Origin of the sequence: Bartonella koehlerae C-29 (genome assembly GCF_000706625.1) — a bacterium.
GTDB lineage: Bacteria > Pseudomonadota > Alphaproteobacteria > Rhizobiales > Rhizobiaceae > Bartonella > Bartonella koehlerae.
Genome location: NZ_KL407334.1, coordinates 1,505,639 through 1,523,492, shown reverse-complemented (window position 1 = coordinate 1,523,492; position 17,854 = coordinate 1,505,639). Strand labels below are relative to the sequence as shown.

General features: G+C 38.0%; 10 protein-coding genes and 3 pseudogenes. 7 read left to right on the top strand and 6 right to left on the bottom strand.

Annotated elements, in window-relative coordinates; genetic code table 11:
* Positions 1-623: 623 nt before the first annotated feature.
* Genes O9A_RS06505 through O9A_RS06490 form a run of 4 tightly spaced genes read right to left on the bottom strand, consistent with a single transcriptional unit; the run spans position 624 to position 7,460 of the window.
* A complete protein-coding gene (locus O9A_RS06505) occupies positions 624-2,720 on the bottom strand; it encodes a membrane protein (RefSeq protein WP_034459866.1) in 2,097 nt (698 codons plus the stop codon).
* The gene (locus O9A_RS06500) at positions 2,717-5,521 is read right to left on the bottom strand and encodes a DUF4159 domain-containing protein (RefSeq protein WP_034459864.1); all 2,805 of its coding nucleotides are present in this window, start codon (positions 5,519-5,521) and stop codon (positions 2,717-2,719) included. Before O9A_RS06500 ends, O9A_RS06505 begins: the two co-directional genes overlap by 4 nt.
* On the bottom strand, positions 5,518-6,429 hold the full coding sequence (locus O9A_RS06495; protein WP_034459861.1) for a DUF58 domain-containing protein: 912 nt from the start codon (positions 6,427-6,429) through the stop codon (positions 5,518-5,520). Before O9A_RS06495 ends, O9A_RS06500 begins: the two co-directional genes overlap by 4 nt.
* Positions 6,429-7,460 carry an AAA family ATPase gene (locus O9A_RS06490; RefSeq protein ID WP_034459858.1) on the bottom strand — a complete coding sequence of 344 codons (1,032 nt, stop codon included), beginning with the start codon at positions 7,458-7,460 and terminating at the stop codon, positions 6,429-6,431. The genes O9A_RS06495 and O9A_RS06490 overlap by 1 nt, the downstream gene beginning before the upstream one ends.
* Before the next feature lie 259 nt (positions 7,461-7,719).
* Here O9A_RS06490 and O9A_RS06485 point away from each other — a divergent pair, with 259 nt between their 5' ends.
* Positions 7,720-8,973: a CCA tRNA nucleotidyltransferase gene (locus O9A_RS06485; protein ID WP_034459856.1), complete on the top strand. Its 1,254-nt coding sequence runs from the start codon at positions 7,720-7,722 to the stop codon at positions 8,971-8,973.
* Between the two features lie 157 nt (positions 8,974-9,130).
* On the opposite strand, the gene O9A_RS06480 is transcribed toward O9A_RS06485, so the two are convergent.
* Positions 9,131-9,646, bottom strand: coding sequence for a tRNA (cytidine(34)-2'-O)-methyltransferase (locus tag O9A_RS06480; protein ID WP_051665599.1), 516 nt, complete (start codon positions 9,644-9,646; stop codon positions 9,131-9,133).
* Positions 9,647-10,833: 1,187 nt separating this feature from the next.
* Here O9A_RS06480 and O9A_RS06470 point away from each other — a divergent pair.
* The 5 genes and pseudogenes from O9A_RS06470 (at position 10,834) to O9A_RS06445 (ending at position 14,491) form a co-directional block, all read left to right on the top strand.
* The gene (locus O9A_RS06470) at positions 10,834-11,040 is read left to right on the top strand and encodes a hypothetical protein (RefSeq protein ID WP_034459852.1); all 207 of its coding nucleotides are present in this window, start codon (positions 10,834-10,836) and stop codon (positions 11,038-11,040) included.
* Between the two features lie 405 nt (positions 11,041-11,445).
* A pseudogene (petA, locus tag O9A_RS08700) lies at positions 11,446-11,979 on the top strand (ubiquinol-cytochrome c reductase iron-sulfur subunit).
* 4 nt (positions 11,980-11,983) lie between these two features.
* Positions 11,984-13,094 (top strand): annotated as a pseudogene (locus O9A_RS06455) (cytochrome b).
* Positions 13,075-13,951, top strand: a pseudogene (locus O9A_RS06450) (cytochrome c1). Before O9A_RS06455 ends, O9A_RS06450 begins: the two co-directional pseudogenes overlap by 20 nt.
* A gap of 99 nt (positions 13,952-14,050) precedes the next feature.
* The gene (locus O9A_RS06445; RefSeq protein ID WP_034459848.1) at positions 14,051-14,491 is read left to right on the top strand and encodes a PRC-barrel domain-containing protein; all 441 of its coding nucleotides are present in this window, start codon (positions 14,051-14,053) and stop codon (positions 14,489-14,491) included.
* A gap of 696 nt (positions 14,492-15,187) precedes the next feature.
* Here O9A_RS06445 and ychF read toward each other — a convergent pair.
* Positions 15,188-16,291 (bottom strand): redox-regulated ATPase YchF, encoded by a 1,104-nt coding sequence (gene ychF, locus O9A_RS06440; protein ID WP_034459847.1) that lies wholly within the window; start codon positions 16,289-16,291, stop codon positions 15,188-15,190.
* Between the two features lie 262 nt (positions 16,292-16,553).
* Here ychF and O9A_RS06435 point away from each other — a divergent pair, with 262 nt between their 5' ends.
* Entirely contained in the window at positions 16,554-17,303 is a 750-nt protein-coding gene (locus O9A_RS06435; RefSeq protein ID WP_034460279.1) for a L,D-transpeptidase, read from the top strand.
* The last annotated feature ends 551 nt before the right edge of the window (positions 17,304-17,854 follow it).

Genomic DNA, 17,854 nt, shown 5'->3' with positions numbered 1-17,854 from the left:
ATATTTGTAAAGATCAGGTTGAAGGGAAAATATGGGTAATTCCTGTTGAGAATATGAAAGAGAGGTGGATAACAGGATAACGATTGCGTATGTTTTTATCATCAAAAGTCATGAAGATTTTTCAGAAGATGCATCTTCTATTTTACAATGTTTTCTTTTTTCTGCTAATGGCCTTGATCTCTTGGCTGAAACTTGCATACACTCCATGAAAAAAAAATGTCCTTGAAGGCATGTTTCCATTAGAAGGATTTTTCATTGGGAAGATGCTTTCGTTTCAGTTGATTAGTTAGCAGAAATAACTGATGCTCTTTATGAAGTAATAGAAACCATTTTAGTCTATGTGGTGGGGAAAAGTAGAATGGGCTTATTGTCGTACAGATTTTTTAGAATAGCATCGTATTTTAATGAAAAACGAATGGGCGTGTTATGTATCGCCTTGCCTGTTTTCCTATAAGATAAATTTTATTTTAAAATAGCTGTACACTTTTTTAGGATTTTAAAAACCGTTTTCATGATACCACATGCTGCTTAATAGCAGAAAGGGCAAAGAAATAATGCACAAGGAGAACACTGCAAAAGGATGCATTGTATTTAAAAGTGATGAGACAAATTCTTAGAACTTTTTAATAGCTTTCACGATACCACATACTGCTTAACAGTAAAAGACAAGCGAGCAGTGCAAAGAAACCAGAAAATATTGCAAAATAAAAGCTCTTGATTAAGCGGGTCTCTGTTGTTTCTTTCAGAACAATAGAATGCGAAAGGGAAGATAAGGAGCTTTCTTGTGATCGAATCAATTTGAGTGGAGGAAGAATAATGCTTCCTGTTTTCTCTTGGTGTAACCGCATGATGTGTCCACCAGTGTGTTTAATGATGGGCGCTAGTTTTTCTTCTGTTGAAATTAAGTCAAACAATTCGAGATTATCGAGCATTCCCACAGAAGAAAGAACTGTTAAACCACCGTTTTGTACGGTAAAAATCCCTGTTTCATCGGTGTTAATAGCAGCTGTAAAGACACCTTCTTGCTCTTTGGTGAGAATGATATTTTCTTTTTTCCCAGAGGGAAAGGTTATTTCGGCTGGTTCTGGATGATCTTTGAGCGTTTGGCGACGAAGGGTTAAACGATGATGATCGTTGGTGACACTTAATTTTTCTTCTTCGAGTTCAGGTTCTTTCATAAGCCAATGGGCGATTCGGCGATAAAGAGCTGCATAAGGGCCTCCACCCTCGAAGCCTCGTGCCCAAAGCCAACTTTCGTCGGAAAGCAACATACCTACACGTCCTTTTTCAACATGGGAAAGAAGTAAAAGTGGTTGTTCATCAGCTCCTTTCATGAGGGCAATGCCTTTGTTTATGTTTTCAATTGCAATTTGTCGTAGCCACGGCCCCCATTGAGAAGCTGGATAAACCGGTGTTGCAAGATCTCTTGTGACAGGATGACGTTCACCTTCTTTGGTTAATTTGGGGCGGAAAGGCTTTTGAATAATAACACCATTGGGTAATGCGGGCAGGATGCTTATTAAAGGTGTTTTTGCAAGCGAATTCTTTTGAGTAAATTCAGGTCCTGTTATCATCAACAATGCACCACCCTTTTGTACATATTGGGCGATATAATCATAGTAGATTAAGGGAAGAACAGCAGAGTGTTGGTAGCCGTCTAGGATAATCAAATCAAAATTATCAATCTCTTCAACAAAGAGTTTCTTTGTAGGAAAGACTACGAGTGACAATTGACTTAATGGCGTATTGTCTGCTTTATTGGGAGGACGCAAAATAGTAAAATGAACAAGATCAATATTCGAATCACTTTTCAAAAGATTACGCCATGTCCGTTCACCATTGTAAGGTGCACCGGAAATAAGAAGAACACGTAAATTTTCTCTGATTCCTTCAATAGTAGCTACGGTACGGTTATTTTCAAAGCTTAACTCACCTTTGTGTGTATCGGTTGTAACTTGAATAATATTTTTTTCAGTATGCGGAAGAGAGATTTCAGTTTGAAAAATAATGCCAGGGGTTACAGAATAATGGCCAACTTCTTGTCCATTAATGCTTACAGTAATATTTGCTTGCTTTGGGAGAGATTCTTGCGGTTGGCCTTTATCTTCTACTAAGATTGAGAGTTTTTGTGGTTTATTGATAAGGGCAAAGCGGGGGAGAGAAATAAATTTGATTTGACGATCAAATTCCTCTGATCTCCCAGTTATAAGAGCATTGATAGGTGCATTATGATGAAGGTCTGAAAAGTTAGGAATATCATGCACTTGCCCGTCGGTGATAAAAATTGTGCCTGCATAACGAGATGGTGGGATATCCGATATTGCTTGTGTTAAAGCATGAAACAAATTTGTCGAGGGAGCATAGTGATTATCAGCACGTTTTCCAGCATCAATAAAGCGTGGTTCAAATTGTGGATAGTGTGCCAACTCATTGGTTAATTGTGCACGTGCTTCGTCACCGTCTTTTGTACGTGTACCAAATGTTTGGCTTTTGCTGCGATCAATAACAATGCCTACGGTGCTTTTAAGTGGTTCGCGTTGCTCTTTTATCATCATTGGATTCAGTAAAATAACGATTAAAGAGGCCAATGCTGTAAGACGCAATAAAGACCCTTGACGCTTTGTCATGAGTCCGATAACCACAAGGAGTGCCGATATCCCCCCTAATAGCAAAATCCAAGAGAGAGGCAAAAAAGGCTGAAAAGTGAAAAATGGTATCATTGCCTTCTTTCTCTGTTAAAGCGCTCCAAGAGTGCTGGGACATGAACTTGGTCAGCTTTATAGTTTCCGGTAAGAACATAGATAACAATATTCAATCCTGCCCGAAATGCCCACAGGCGTTGCATTGGATCATTAGGAATAAGTGGGTATTTCCACATGCCTTTTTCGTCTAATGCCCAAGCACCAGCAAGGTTATTCCCGGTGATAAGAAGAGAACTTACATTGTCACCGGAGCCGAGAGGATTGTTGTTTTTTTTATTTACTGATGATGATTCAACCCATAAAGGTGAACCACGATAAAGACCAGGAAAGTCTGGCATAATATAAAAAGAACGCGCAATAACGTGATCAGCGGATGCGGGCTCAATGGCTGGAATATTTAATCCCTTTAAGATGGTGCGTAATTTTTGTGTGGCTGGAGTGGCTTTGCCTTCAAGATTGAGGCCGGTCTGTATTTGATCACGCGTGTCAAATAAAATTGTGCCTCCGTATTTCATAAAGCTATTTATTTTTTCAAGACTTTTTGGTGTTGGTAAAGAACTATGAGAATCAATTGGCCAATAAATGAGAGGATAGAAAGCGAGCTCATCTTTCTCAAGATCAATTGCTGTTACAGAGCCAGGTGAAAGCATTGTACGCTCTGCAATAAATTGACTGAGTGTTTCTAGTCCGCTTCTACTTGTTGCATCGATTTCATGGTTGTTAGTTATGATATAAGCAAGATGTGTTGCACCAGCTGCTTGTACTATGGTTTCATCATGATTTTCTGCGTCTTGTGCATGCACGATTGGACTGTATGAGAACAAGACAATAAGACTTATTGCCATGGGGAGAAAAAGGAACATATTGCTCTGTCTCTTAAGAAAAAAAACGCCTCCCATCCATAAAATGAGAAAATGGTCCAAGGCAAATAATAAGACGGCTAATCCTAAAAGTGGAGCAGTGAGATGTTTCTCTTTTGTGTCGTAGGATAAGGGACTCTCGCTTAAGAAGGATGGCAATGATGATTGTTTCATCAAGTGCGATGAAGGATTTAAGAGATTGAGTGCATAAAGATTATTTTTAAAGCCATAAAATCCAGGTGGAGTATGAGAGGAGGCAAGAGGTAGATTTTGTGCATCAATGATCAGCGGAATAACATAAGAAGGAGGAGGTTGTAGTTTTCCATCAGCCGTTAATGTTTTCCAAGGGTTTTGTACGGTTTTCGTTTTTCTTTGTATTGAGTTTTTATTTTCATAGGCACTTAACGTGACAAGTTTTTGCAACATTTGTGCAAAAAAACCAGAAAGAGGAAGATTTGACCATGTGGGGTCAGGTGCAATATGAATAAAAATGACTGTGCCTTTGCCACGACTAGCCGCTGTAATAAGGGGTGTTCCATCAGCAAGACTAAGCCACGTTTTTTCAAAAAGATCTGAGCTCGGTTCTGCTAGAATTTGGCGTGAGACAGTGACATCTTCTGGAAACGGAAGATCAAAGAAAAAGCTATTTTTTGTAAAAGGTGCAAGTTTTTGCGGCTTAACCCAAGACATGATACTCCCAAATAGGCGTTTGCCAGGACGCAGTGGAACTGGCAAGAGGGTATCATGGTGTTCTGTAGCACTTAAATTTTCTCCTGCAAAGCGGATCAGTGTTCCCCCTTTATCGATGAAATCGGAAAGTTTTTTTTCTGCTTCTTCTGACATATTGACAACATCACCCATGATGAAAACAGATGGATTTTGTTTGAGTAAATGATCAATATCAACGGAAAGCTCTTTTCCTCCTGCTGTTATAACTTGCGCATGGTTTTGCAATGCCTTGGTAATATAATAAAACGGGGAAAGCAACGGTTGTGTCATTTCATTGACGCTTGGTGATAGGAGAGCAACGCGATTTATTCGATTATGGCTATCAATTAAGAAAGTGGCTGCAGCGTGGGCATGGTTTTCAATTTTTATCCATGCGATATCGTTGCGTAATTCAAGTGGTAAGTTAAAAGGAACAAGAGCTGTTATTTCTCCCTCATGGAAGTTTGACGTAAAACGGCCAAGGGGTTTATTGTTTAAATCATAAAGGCTTAGTACGACCTCTTTTTCTCCTTGTGTGGTCGTGCGAATGACATGTGCTGCAAGGCGTCCATTGTTATTTTCTACGGCTGTTATGCCGATTAGGTCGGAAATATCAGCAAAATACCACAACAGTGTTTTGGGTTTTAACTGTTGAATAAGAGTGATAGCTTGATCATCTTCGCTTGTTTGTAATCCATCGCTTAAGTAAGCAATATCAAGAGGTCTCTCTTTAGTTGTTTCAAGGAGTTTTTTTAGTGCACGTATACGGTTTATAGGCCAAGGTTGTGGTTGTAAATGCATTAAATGTTGTTTTACGACTTTTGCAGGTAAGGGACCAATATTGGAAATATCACTTTCGGCTGTTGCGAGAAAATAAACATTTTTTTGCTGTTTTTCTGCTTGTGTGAGGAGGTCTTCGGCGACAGTAATACGTTTTTTCCATTCTCTCGTAGATGCCCATCCATTATCGATAATAAGTGCAAGTGGTTGAGGTCCAGAGAGTACAATTGGCTTTTGATTCCAAGTGGGCTTTGCCAAAGCGATAATAATGAGTGCTGCTATAGTTAATCGTAACAACAATAACCACCAAGGTGTATGGTGTGCGGCTTTCTGCTGATTACTTGATTTTGGCAGAAGGCGTAAAGGTGGAAAGAGCTCTTTACGCGGCGATGGAGGTGTTATCCGCAACAACCACCAAATGATCGGTAATGACAAAAGCCCTAGTAAAAGGAGAGGAGCACCAAAACTCAAAGTGACCTCCTACTGTGGGATGGAGAGCCCCCTATTTTGTTTGCAAGTTGTAGAATGACCTCTGTTAGGGGACGATCAGTTTTACTCACATGATAGGTCCAACCTTGGCGTGTACAAAAATTTGTCAATTCTTGTCGCCGTGCTTGATACAATTTGCAATAATGCTCACGGAAGTTTTCTGCTTTTCCTAAAATGCGTTTTTCTTTCGTTTCCGGATCAAAAAATTCTGTATGGCCTGCATAGGGGAAGTGCTCTTCTGCAGGGTCAGCAACTTCAATTAAATGCGCTGTGATCTGTTTTGCGGACAAAACTGTTAAATTTTGGATAATTGTTTCCGGAGAATCGAGAAAGTCACTTATGATGATCACGTGTGAAAAACGTGTTATAGTTGAAAAATCTGGAAATGGATTTTCTGTGTGATGATTTGCCAAAGCTAGCGCCATACGTTCTATAACATTTGACGCTATTGTAGGTGGCATTAAAGTGGGGATAGCAATATGTTCTCCACTGCGAGCAAGAAGTTTTGCCAATGTAAGGGCAAGAATGATGGCATGATTGCCTTTAGAAATTTGCGAAAAACGCGAACAATAACGCATAGAAGCGCTTTGATCAGGCCAAATCCAAACTATTTGTGTCTTTTCACATTCGTATTCACGTAGGTAAGTATGTTCATCACGTGCTGAACGGCGCCAGTCAATGCGTGTAATGGATTCTCCTTCAACATAAGGACGAAATTGCCAGAAATTTTCACCATTACCGCATTTACGTTGTCTATGCCATCCTGTTATCACTGTATTGGCGATATGGTGCGGTTGTAAAAGAAAATACGGCATTTTAGCAGCATTTTTATGCAAATTGGCAGCGAGTAACAGTGGAGTTTTTTTTGAAACTTTTTTGCCAATGGCCATTAGAGGGCGTCTTTCATAAGATTATCAATAATGTCTTTGATGGTTATATTTTCAGCACGTGCAGAAAAATTGAGTGCCATGCGGTGTTGTAATACGGGGCATGCCAATGCCGCAATATCATCAAGAGAGGGAGTTAAACGTCCATAATAAAGAGCGCGAGCACGGGCACAAAGGGAAAGGGCTTGTGATGCTCGAGGACCAGGTCCCCATGCAACATAAGTGTTTGCGAGGCTGTTGTCTTTATGAGGGCGAGCCGAACGAACTAGCTTTAAAATGGCTTCGACAACATTTTCAGAGATGGGCATTTTTCGGACAATTTTTTGAATTTTTTGCAGCGTTTTTGTCGATAAAACCGGTTTTATGTTTTGGTTTTTCCCTCCTGTTGTTTCTAGAATAATACGCTTTTCTGAGGTGAGATCAGGATAATCAATATCGATTTGCATCAAAAAGCGATCCAGTTGGGCTTCAGGAAGTGGGTAAGTTCCTTCCTGTTCGAGAGGGTTTTGGGTTGCAAGAACGTGAAAAGGTTGTGGTAAATCGTAACGGGTTCCAGCAACGGTAACATGATATTCTTGCATAGCTTGTAAAAGTGCTGATTGCGTACGCGGAGAGGCACGATTAATTTCATCTGCCATGAGAAGTTGGGTGAAAATAGGGCCTTGAAGATAGCGGAAAAAGCGTTTACCGTTTTTATCTGAATCCATAATTTCAGAACCAATAATATCCGATGGCATCAAGTCAGGCGTAAATTGAATGCGTTTTTCATCAAGCCCCAATACTATTCCTAATGTCTCCACAAGACGCGTCTTAGAAAGCCCTGGAACACCAACGAGCAGGGCATGTCCTCCAGCTAAAATGCTTGTTAAAGCGTATTCAATCACATGACTTTGTCCAAAAATAACTTTGTTAACTTCTTGTAGTAGAATATCTAATTCTTTGTGTGCTGTATCAATATCATCAATAATTACGTGGGCTTCTTTATTGATAGTAGCCTTCTTCATAGAATTGGATAATATATCGCTTTGACTCATATTTCTTCCTTAAGGCGATTTGTCGAAAAATTGGTAATTTTCTCTCTATGATAATGAATATTTTATGATTTGTAGCAGAAAATGACGAGAAAAGAAGTGTAATACGCTGTTTTTTTTAATATTCGTGCACAAATACAGAGAGAAAGCTCTCTATTTAAGAAGGGGTGTATAATCTTGTAAAGGAATGTCATGGAAAACTATTGTCCTATAAAGATACCAGTTTGAGAGAATGGTGACGATTTGTGTGAAAGGTTAAAGGGTGAGCATAAGACAAGATTTCAAACAGGTTGATTGGTTGCAGCATAGTCACATCCAAAAACTTCTTTATATTTTATCTTTAGACGGTGAAGAGGCGCGTGTTGTGGGGGGGGCAGTGCGTAATCAGCTGTTAGAGCGGCCTATTAGTGATGTTGATATTGCTACAACCTGTTTGCCACAACAGGTTATAGCCCGTGTAGAAGAAGCGGGATTTAAAGCTATTCCTACTGGTATTGCTTTTGGAACAGTCACCGTGGTTTTTCAGTCATGTTCTTACGAGGTTACAACTCTTCGCTCTGATATTGAAACGGATGGTCGTCGTGCAAAAGTGGCCTTCGGTCGTGATTGGCAAAAAGATGCTGAACGACGCGATTTTACTATGAATGCGCTTTATTGTGATGCTGCTGGCAATCTTTATGATGCAGTCGGAGGTTTGGACGATATTGCCAGCAAAACAGTACGTTTTATTGGTATTCCAGAGAAGCGTATTCGTGAAGATTATCTGCGTATTTTGCGGTTTTTTCGCTTTTTTGCTTGGTATGGGGCTGGACGCCCTGATGTACAAGGATTGAAAGCATGCATTTGTTTGAAACATGGTCTGCAAAAACTCTCACCTGAACGTATTTGGGGAGAAATGAAAAAACTTCTCACTGCGCCTAATCCTACACGTGCTCTTTTATGGATGAGCCAAAGCGGAATTTTGACACTCATTTTCCCTGAAACAGAAAAATGGGGCGTTGATGCGATTCATTCACTTGTGAAAACAGAACAGGCTCTTGGTTGGAAAGTAGATCCATTGTTACGGCTAGAAAGTCTTCTTCCTCCTCATCCCGTACGTTTTCATGAAATAGCGCATCGCTTGTCTTTATCTCATAAGGAAACAAAGCGGTTAAAGGAATGGGCAGAGTTGAAAATTATTCGCCAAAACTGTTCAGACCATTTTTTGCAAAAATTGATTTATTTTCATGGTCGACAGCCAGTTTTAGATCAATTATCTCTCTCATTGGCTACAGCCTATGTTGATGCTTTAAAGGGAAATGAAGCTTCGCAAAAAGCAGAAGATTATATGAGGCTTTATCAGCTTGCTCAAAAATGGCAGATTCCAACTTTTCCTGTTAGTGGTAAGGATTTGATGAAGAAAGGTTTTTCTAAAGGTGTACTTTTAGGACAAAAGCTCAAAGAACTAGAAATGCTATGGATTGAAAGCGGATTCTTAATAGATCGCAATAGCTTATTAGAAAAAATTAATTTATAACATTGATCTTTTCGAAGAGTTTTTTTTAATGATGCTTTTTAGAGTTTTTGAGAGCAAAAGAGTATAAGATTTTAGTGGTGTTGTGACATTTTCTAAACATGTAGTGATTTTACTCTTTTAAAAAACATTGGTAATGTGCAATGCATTGCTATTTTTATCAATATATTAAGTCCTTTAATGAATTTTTTATATCTTTTTTATAAAGTTCTTCTTTTTTCCAATAACTAATTTGGCGAAGCGCTTCTCCTGTTGTTATAGCCACACTCATTGCAAGATTTAGAGAGCGTGCATGTGGTTGCATGGGAATTTTTAATGTGTCATCGACAGCTTCGTGAACATAATCTGGAACTCCTGCCGTTTCACGTCCAAAAAGTAAAACGTCGTTTTCTTGATAGCATATCTGCGTATAGCATGTTTCTGCTTTTGTACTTAAAAGCAAAAGACGGCGGTTAAAATGCTTCATGCTGTGCATAAAATGTGGCCAGTCAATGTGTCGTTTTAGCGAGGCATATTCGAGATAATCCATGCCCGCTCGCTTAAGGTTGCGATCTGACAGGTTAAAGCCTGCAGGTTCAATAATGTGCACATGTAAACCAAAACAAGCGCTCAGGCGCAAAATCGTTCCTGTATTACCAGCAATGTCAGGTTGAAAAAGAGCAATGTGAAGTGTCATGCACCCTATAGTATGGTTTTTCCTTTGTGTTTGTAAAGGCGCTTTGTGGTTTATTCTAAAAATAAGATTGAGAAGCATCTATCTTTTGCATTTAGCTATTATTCACTCTAACCTTCAGGAAAAAATTACGAACATGAATTTGTCACAAGATAAGAAAAATAGTGATTCGTAAAAAATGACATGAAGAATGACAATGGCCATTTGTATCTAATGCAGATTTGCGTGATTATAAGAATGTGCACTATTTAGAGGGGTTTTTAGGACACCTTTATTTATTTATGAAGTACTGTCGCATGTCCCGGATGTCTAACTGAATGAATTTTTTCTAGCGATAAAGATGGCAAGCAGGAGTATGTTGGTTATGAAATCAATTTTAATCACTTTTTTATCAGTATTCGCTTGTTGCGCAAGTTTTATGATATTACCGAGAAGCTGAAGCAGATTGAATGCGAAACTGCAATATTGTTGAGAAGTGGCAGCGATTCTGTTCAAGTCATGTTCTCTATAAAGAGACTGTGGTGTTCAGTGAATTGGATAGATACCGAAGTTTGGAATATTGTTTGAAACAAATGGATTTCAGTTTTTGGCGACGAGTAGCGCAATTAATATATTTGACGACATTACCTTGTATGGCTTGAAAATGTTCAAAATACGTTAAGAATTAGAATAGAAAAATTTCAATTCTAGATGCAAATATCCGACAAACCAAAGAGTGTTGTAGATGTAAAACATAGGGAAGGTTGAGTCATTGTTTGTTGGAGTTGAGATTAAAAGGAGCTCTCTTCAAGGAGAGAAAAATTGTACGAACGGCAGGAAATCTTCTCTAAGTTCTGTACACTTAAGTTAAGATATGAAAGTAAGGGTGTAGTAATGGTAACTTCTCATTTATAAAGAATAGTAGTATTACAAAAAAGAAGTATGAGATCAGTAGCTAAGGATTGGCAAAGGATTTATCGTTTATAGAGGATATGTCTCGTGTTCATTTTATTTTAATAATGGGATTCAATGGCGAGAGATTCCTCTTTTCTTCAGGCAAATGAGGTATTATCTACGCATCCACAGCAAGTGGCATAGCATCCGTCCATAAACGTTGCGAATCTTGGTACCAGAAAGGGACTTCACATCCGATTTGGAAGCGTTTGTTCAGGGATTGATTATAGGTTATGACGGTGAAGCTATAAAGATCGATGTTACCTCTTCCCAAACACACCCTTGTGTTGGAAGCTATAGGTTGTGCTGCAGGTTATAGAGAAGATCAGCATGAGGGGAAGGGTTGGCAAAAAGTAAGCCAAGATTTGACCACGAAAAATCATATTATGATAGATATTTTGAGTCAAGCTTTACGTTTTCTTCTCACTTCAGAGAACGAAAATGACTATGCTCAAGCAGCTTAGCTTATTAATGGGGGAGAAAATACATAAGTTATTGTTGAGAATGGTTATGTGTTCAAAGGCACAAAGAGAATGAGTAAAGAATCGAAACTGTGTTCCAGTCATTTTCCTTTCTGGCTTAAACAGGCAAACAGCGCGTGACGATGGTGAAAATCTTTACAAATAATGCCACTTTATTGAAGGTTATTTTTAATAAACGCGAATATTTCAAACGTATTTCCTTTATTAGATAAAAAGCTTTTTCTTTTATGAAATTCCTAATTATGCTTCAATTATTCTCTGGCTTAGAGATTCATGTGCACTCAATCTAAGAGTGTCTATCATGGTTGAGAAAATGGAGGGATAAGAGATTGTACAGTGAGGAAGAGTGTGGTAAAAAACGCTTTTAAGGAAAGCTTTTTACAGTTAATGAGTGAGCAGATAAGGCGGGATTGCCTGTTTTTGGTAACAGGTAGTATAGGGGCTTTTAGTATTGGTGCGGTTGCGTGGCCTTTTATGCGCTGGCTGTGCCAAGATAAGGCTGTTTTGGCAAATTCTTTTGTTGAGGTTGATTTTTCTGCTGTTAAGAGGGCATGGCGGGGGCAGTCTTTTTTTATTCGCAATCTCACTGTATAAAGAGATTGTTGAAGCTCGCGCTATCGTAATTGCCTGTTCTGAAAGATCGTCAAGCGCGCAATCCTAATTTTGAAGGTGAACAAGAAGCGACGGATTTTGCTTATTCGGCAGGCAAGGGGCGTGAGAATTGGCTCGTTCTCTTTAATTATTGTACGCATCTAGGCTATGTAATACTTAGACAATCTGGTAGATTGGGAAAGTTGGCTGTGTCCGTGTCATGGATCTGTTTATGATACAGCTGGAAGAGTGCGTTCAGGACCTGCCAATTATAACTTAGTCATTTCACCTTATCGATTTATTTCTGATACTTTGCTGAAAATAGGATAAAGTGATGACAAGATTTTTTTCCTATTTTCCTAAAAATGCTGTTACTCGTTGGTTTGATAAGCGTTTACCTCTTCCCCGTAATCTTAATTATTTTTATACATTTGGCGGTATTTTGACCGTTATGCTTCTATCATAGCTTTTGACCAGAATTGTGTTGGCTATACACTATGTACGAGATATTCATTTGGCGCGTGGACTTTATTATGGTTCTTATAAAAATATGCGAGAAATTGTTTGGGTCACGGGCATTTTATCTATATTATCATAATGGCAATAGCATTTTTTGGTTATGTTTTGGTTTGGGGGAAGAGGCCTGTTTTAGCTGCTTCAGTGGTTGTTGGTCTTTTAAAAGCTATTCCTTTTGTGGGGACGTGGTTGCATGAGGCACTTCTTGGCGGTTATAGCGTGGGACAACCGACATTTAACCGTTTTGATGTTTTCCATTATTTTTTGTCATTTCTTTTGTTGTTTCTTGTAAGGCTTCATATTTGGTCACTCCACCACGTTGGACAGGTTAATCCAACCGATCTTGCAATACAATCAGCTGAGGAAACTGTTTCTTTTGCACCTTATACGCTTATTAAAGATATTCTTGCCATTACTGTTTTTCTGATCTTTTTTGCTTGGTTTGTGTTTTATATGCCTGATTATATGAGGCAGGCTGAAAATTATAGTATTGCCGATCCTTTCAAGGCTCTTCTTTGTGAGGTTCCTGAGTGGTATTTTTTACCTTTTTACGCTATGCTTCGTGCTATAACTTTGATATTGGTGTTCTTTCATCAACTTTTGCGGGTGTTATTATATTAGTGCGTTCGGTTTTCATTTTAATTTTTATTCCATGGTTAGACCACTCTAAAATATGCTCTTCAAGATACAGACCTGTTTATAACATTTTCTTTTTGGCGTTTATTATCGATGTTGTTTTTCTTGGTTTGGATTAAGAGAAATCAGTCATAATATTCTTTTATGGACACAATTGGCTACGGCTTATTATTTTATATTTTTCTTGATCGTTATGCCAATCATACCCACTTTTGAAAAGAGTCGTTCTCTTCCTTTTTCAAACTGAAGATATGAAACAGAAAAAAACAAACTATGGTAAATACTTTTATTAGAATGATTATTATACCATTAATAAGTTTTTTTTTCAGAGTGTTGCTCATAATATTTCTGATAAAGAAAAGGAGTTTGTTTCTTTTCTCTTGTGTGCTCCTAAAAAACAGGAATGGAGTTTTTCAAGGCCATTTAGGCTTTAGGATAAGATGCAATTGCAGCGTGGGTTAAAGGTTTACAAACAGTTTTGTTTTGGTTGCCATGGGCTAAAACATGTAGCTTTTCGTGATTTGAAAGCTTTTGGTTATGATCAGAAACGGATTAAGACTTTTGCTAGGCAATATGAAATGAAGGATAGTTCTAATAGAGAAGGAAAATTTTTTAAAAGCATTGGTGTTACAACAGACGCTTTCTCTTCACCCTTTGATAATAAAAAAAGAAGCAAGATTTATTCATAGTGGTGCTTATCTTTCAGATCTATCACTGATGGCGCGTACGCGTGTCCTATCTTTGCCTTTTCCTGCTTTTATTTCTGATATACTGAATCATATGATACTGCTGGAACAGATTATATTACAGTTCTTTTACAGGATATCAAAAGGCACCAGAAAATACAAAGATTGCTGATGGTCATTGGTATAATTCCTATTTTATTGCAGGTAATGCTTTAACTATGACACCTCACTGTAAGTGATGGTCTTATTTCGTATGAGGATGGAACTCCGGAAACGATTGAACATTATGCGTGCGATATTTTGCTTTTTTGATGTGGGCAGCTGATCCCTAAATGGAAGTTCGTAAGAAAATTGGTTTTCGTGTTATTTTATTTTGAATCATTTTTGGTTGGCTTGTTTATATTTTAAAAGTTCAGATCTGGAAAGGTTTAGAGGAGGAATTTAAGAAGAAGAAGAAAGACTGAATAAGAAAAAAGTTAGGATTATTGGTCTTAAAAGAGATCAGGGAACAAATCCGCTTACGATGCATTGAGGTTTTCTAAAGTAAAAACGGAGATGTTAAAATGAAAAAAATTATATTTACTGCTCTTATGACAGTTTTGATGGCTTCTAGTGCTTACACTCAGTCTTTTGTGGGATACTCTGAACCAGAGATGATTTCTTCAATGGGGATTGTACATATGGGGTCAGATGTGCTTGCGCGTTATGTTACGCCTTTAGAAACTGATTTTGTTGCGTCAAGTCTTATTGGTTCAAGTGTATACAATATAGAAAACGAAAATATTGGCGAAGTAAAAGATATTATTTTGCGTGAAAATAATATTACAGGATTTGTTATCGCTGTTGGTGGTTTTCTTGGTATAGGGGAAAGTTATGTGGTTGTTGCACCAGAAACAGTGCAAATGACAAATGATTATGGAAAGTGGAAGCTTATTATGAATGCGACAAAGGATTCGTTGAAGGAAGCTCCAACATTTAAATATGAAGGACGTTGGCCACGCTAATTTTGTCTTTCTTGCCTTTTATAAATATAACAGCGCTATCATAGAATATGATAGCGCTGTTATATTTTAAGAGATTTTTTTGAAGATCTTGGAACAATTTTATTGAAGAGGTTGTTCTTGTTTCGATTGATTTAAATAAAATAAAAGTAGTAAGATCAATATCTTATATTAGTATTAAGGAGAATTCTTATTAATTTTATTGCGTTTTTTGTCTTTATCTCTAGTTTTAGGAAGCTTTTTTACCGTTTCCAGGGCAATTTTTTTACGATCTGTGCTTTTTGTATAAAGAGACGCCATAGCGTCATCTGTTTATCCCAACAGTACTTTTAATTGTGATACCATTGCATTTGCGTTTGGCTGCGTGTATCGCTGCTTATTTTCCTAAGCTGTGTACTGATTTTTGATATTTTTTTCATTGCATGTTTCATGAAACATCTGTCTAAAGCTTTTTCTTTGCTTTATATCTTGCAATTTTAATGAGTTTCATTTCAAATGTTGCAGTGGGTTTAGAAAAAAATGGAAAGGAACTCTGTTTGGAGTTTATTGTTTTCGTTTGTAGATAAGAAATGATATTATTTCTCTACATTACTTTCTACTCCATATAAACAGCGTTACTACGCTGTAAAGCTTGGTAGAAAGATGTCCATCATATATTTACGATTTTTGATAGGTATATAGGCGTTTGAATGGAGTGCATTAGGTATTATGTTTAAACAAGATGATATCGCCATCTTGCACAATATATTCTTTGCCTTCATCGCGGGCTTTTCCAGCTTCTTTTGCACCATTTTCTCCACCTAGAGCAATATAATCCTCATAGCTGATAGTTTGGGCACGAATGAAGCCGCGTTCAAAATCTGAGTGGATAACACCAGCTGCTTGAGGTGCTTTAGTTCCACGGGTAATCGTCCACGCTCGTGTTTCTTTAGGTCCACAGGTGAAATAGGTAATGAGGTCAAGCAAATGATAACCAGCGCGAATGAGGCGATTGAGACTTGGTTCAAAGAGCTCTAGAGCATTAAGGTATTCTATGGCTTCTGCGTCATTAAGTTGAGTGATTTCAGCTTCGATGGAAGCAGAAATGAGAATACTTTGAGCGTTTTGCTCTGTTGCCACTTTCTCAACCATTTTGGTAAAGCTATTGCCATGAGCGGCATCATTTTCGCTTACATTGCAAACATAGAGTACGGGTTTGGAGGTTAAAAGATTTAAACTATCAAGGATGCGGCGTTCATCGGGAGAGATTTCCTTGAGTAATAATCGCACAGGGCTTCCTTTATGCAGTAAGTTTAATGCAGATTCCATTACAGGAAGAATTGTAAGAGCTTCTTTATCTTTTCCGGTTGCACGTTTACGGATTTGCACGATACGTCGTTCAAGACTTTCAAGATCAGCCAGCATAAGTTCTGTTTCAACAGTTGTAGCATCAGAAACAGGATCAATGCGTCCTTCTACGTGGGTAATATCGTCATTTTGAAAACAGCGTAAAACGTGAATAATAGCATCAACTTCACGGATATTGGCTAAAAATTTATTGCCTAAACCTTCACCTTTTGACGCGCCTCGTACAAGTCCGGCAATATCAACAAAATTGATGCGTGTGGGAATGATTTCTTTTGAACCAGCGATCGATGCAATTTTTTCCATTCGCAAATCTGGAATAGCAACTTCTCCGGTGTTAGGTTCGATTGTGCAAAAAGGATAATTAGCTGCTTGTGCTGTGGCTGTTTTTGTTAATGCATTAAAGAGGGTTGATTTACCGACATTAGGGAGTCCAACGATACCGCATTTAAAACCCATGAGCGCCTTCTTTTTTGTTTATTTTATAGTCAAGATAAAGTGTTTTTAATATTTCTATAGCATATTTTGAAAAGAGTCATAGTCTTCTGTTGTTGTAAGGAAGAAAAAAGCTCTACTAAAAAATAAGCTGTCTTTTTTTACCACATTTTTTAAAAAAATCTTGATTTTAATCATAAGAAATTTCCTAATTAACGTTAACAGTGTGCTAAGTTTTTCATAGTATGCAGGTTTGTATGAAGAATTAATCGGAGAAAATAAAAGAGTGTTATCTCGTCGTGCTTTTTTAATTGCAGCACCTCTGGCTTTGTTTGGATGTGCTACGCGTCACTCAGATATGTCGCTTGTTGCTTCTCAACAGGTTCGATACATTCCAGAAGAAATACGGGCCTTATACGGACCCGTAACGAATGAGGCTTATTTTTTACCTGCTGTTGATCTTTCAACAATTGATCCAAAATTTTGGCGTCAGCAGGTAATGTATTATACATCTTATCCACCTGGAACATTGGTTATAGATACGCAGGAATGTTTTCTTTACCTTATTGGTGAAAATGGAAGAGCTTTGCGTTATGGTATTGGGGTGGGTAAGGAAGGATTAGCATTTGAAGGTGAGGGGGTTGTGCAGCGTAAGCGACGGTGGCCAAATTGGGCTCCTACGGCGGCGATGATGGCTCGAGAACCAGAACGTTATGGTCATTTAGGACAAGGAATGCCACCAGGACCCGATAATCCATTGGGTGCAAGAGCTCTTTACCTTTATAAAAATGGACAGGATACGCTCTTCCGTATTCATGGCTCATACGAGTCGTGGTCGATTGGTCGTGCTATTTCAAGTGGATGTATTCGTTTGCTCAATCAAGATATCATTGATCTTTATAATCGTGTCTCCATTGGATCACGTGTGGTGGTGTTGCAGAATAGTGAGAGTAGACCTAGTATTTTAAGTCAACAATCAAAAACTTATGATCCACTACAATCAACTATCAATCCAAGTGAAAGTAAATTATTTTAATTCTAAGAAGTATTCTCTTAGGGGAGCATCATTGGGGTAATTTGGAGTTTGTTATTCAATAATCTCTTTCGCAAATAAGAGTATCATGTACAAAAACTGCACAAATCAGTGCTGATTTGTTTTGTAGAAAAGCTTTTTATGCATTTCATTTATCTAAGTCACAGAGGATGGTTGAAACATAGATCAAGAGCTCAGAGGAAGCTTTTTTGATCAAATTACGAGGAGATGAGTTTAAAGTTATATTGCATTTGTTAAAAAAGTATTTGATAATCGAATGTTTTTTGTAAAGCTATTGATCATGGTTATACGGGGTTGTTCTGTTTGAGTGTGAAGAAAAGACAGAGATGTGTTTTTTCATCATCTTATCTCTTGGTGTTTTTAAAGCGTTATTTTTATCAGAAGCACCTTGCTATGGATCAAGTTGTTTTTCATCGGGAAACAGTATAACATTTCCGCAAAAAGATGGGAGGGTTCCTTATGTATTTTTATTCCCTTCAAGAAGTTGATGTGCTTTGATAAGAACATTGCAGTCTATGGAATGAAAAGAAAAC

Coding starts and splice junctions, on each gene's coding strand:
- O9A_RS06505 (WP_034459866.1), bottom strand. CDS start 2,720: ATGATACCATTTTTCACTTTTCAGCCTTTTTTGCCTCTCTCTTGGATT.
- O9A_RS06495 (WP_034459861.1), bottom strand. CDS start 6,429: ATGGCCATTGGCAAAAAAGTTTCAAAAAAAACTCCACTGTTACTCGCT.
- O9A_RS06490 (WP_034459858.1), bottom strand. CDS start 7,460: ATGAGTCAAAGCGATATATTATCCAATTCTATGAAGAAGGCTACTATC.
- O9A_RS06480 (WP_051665599.1), bottom strand. CDS start 9,646: ATGACACTTCACATTGCTCTTTTTCAACCTGACATTGCTGGTAATACA.
- O9A_RS06470 (WP_034459852.1), top strand. CDS start 10,834: ATGTTACCTCTTCCCAAACACACCCTTGTGTTGGAAGCTATAGGTTGT.
- O9A_RS06445 (WP_034459848.1), top strand. CDS start 14,051: ATGAAAAAAATTATATTTACTGCTCTTATGACAGTTTTGATGGCTTCT.
- ychF (WP_034459847.1), bottom strand. CDS start 16,291: ATGGGTTTTAAATGCGGTATCGTTGGACTCCCTAATGTCGGTAAATCA.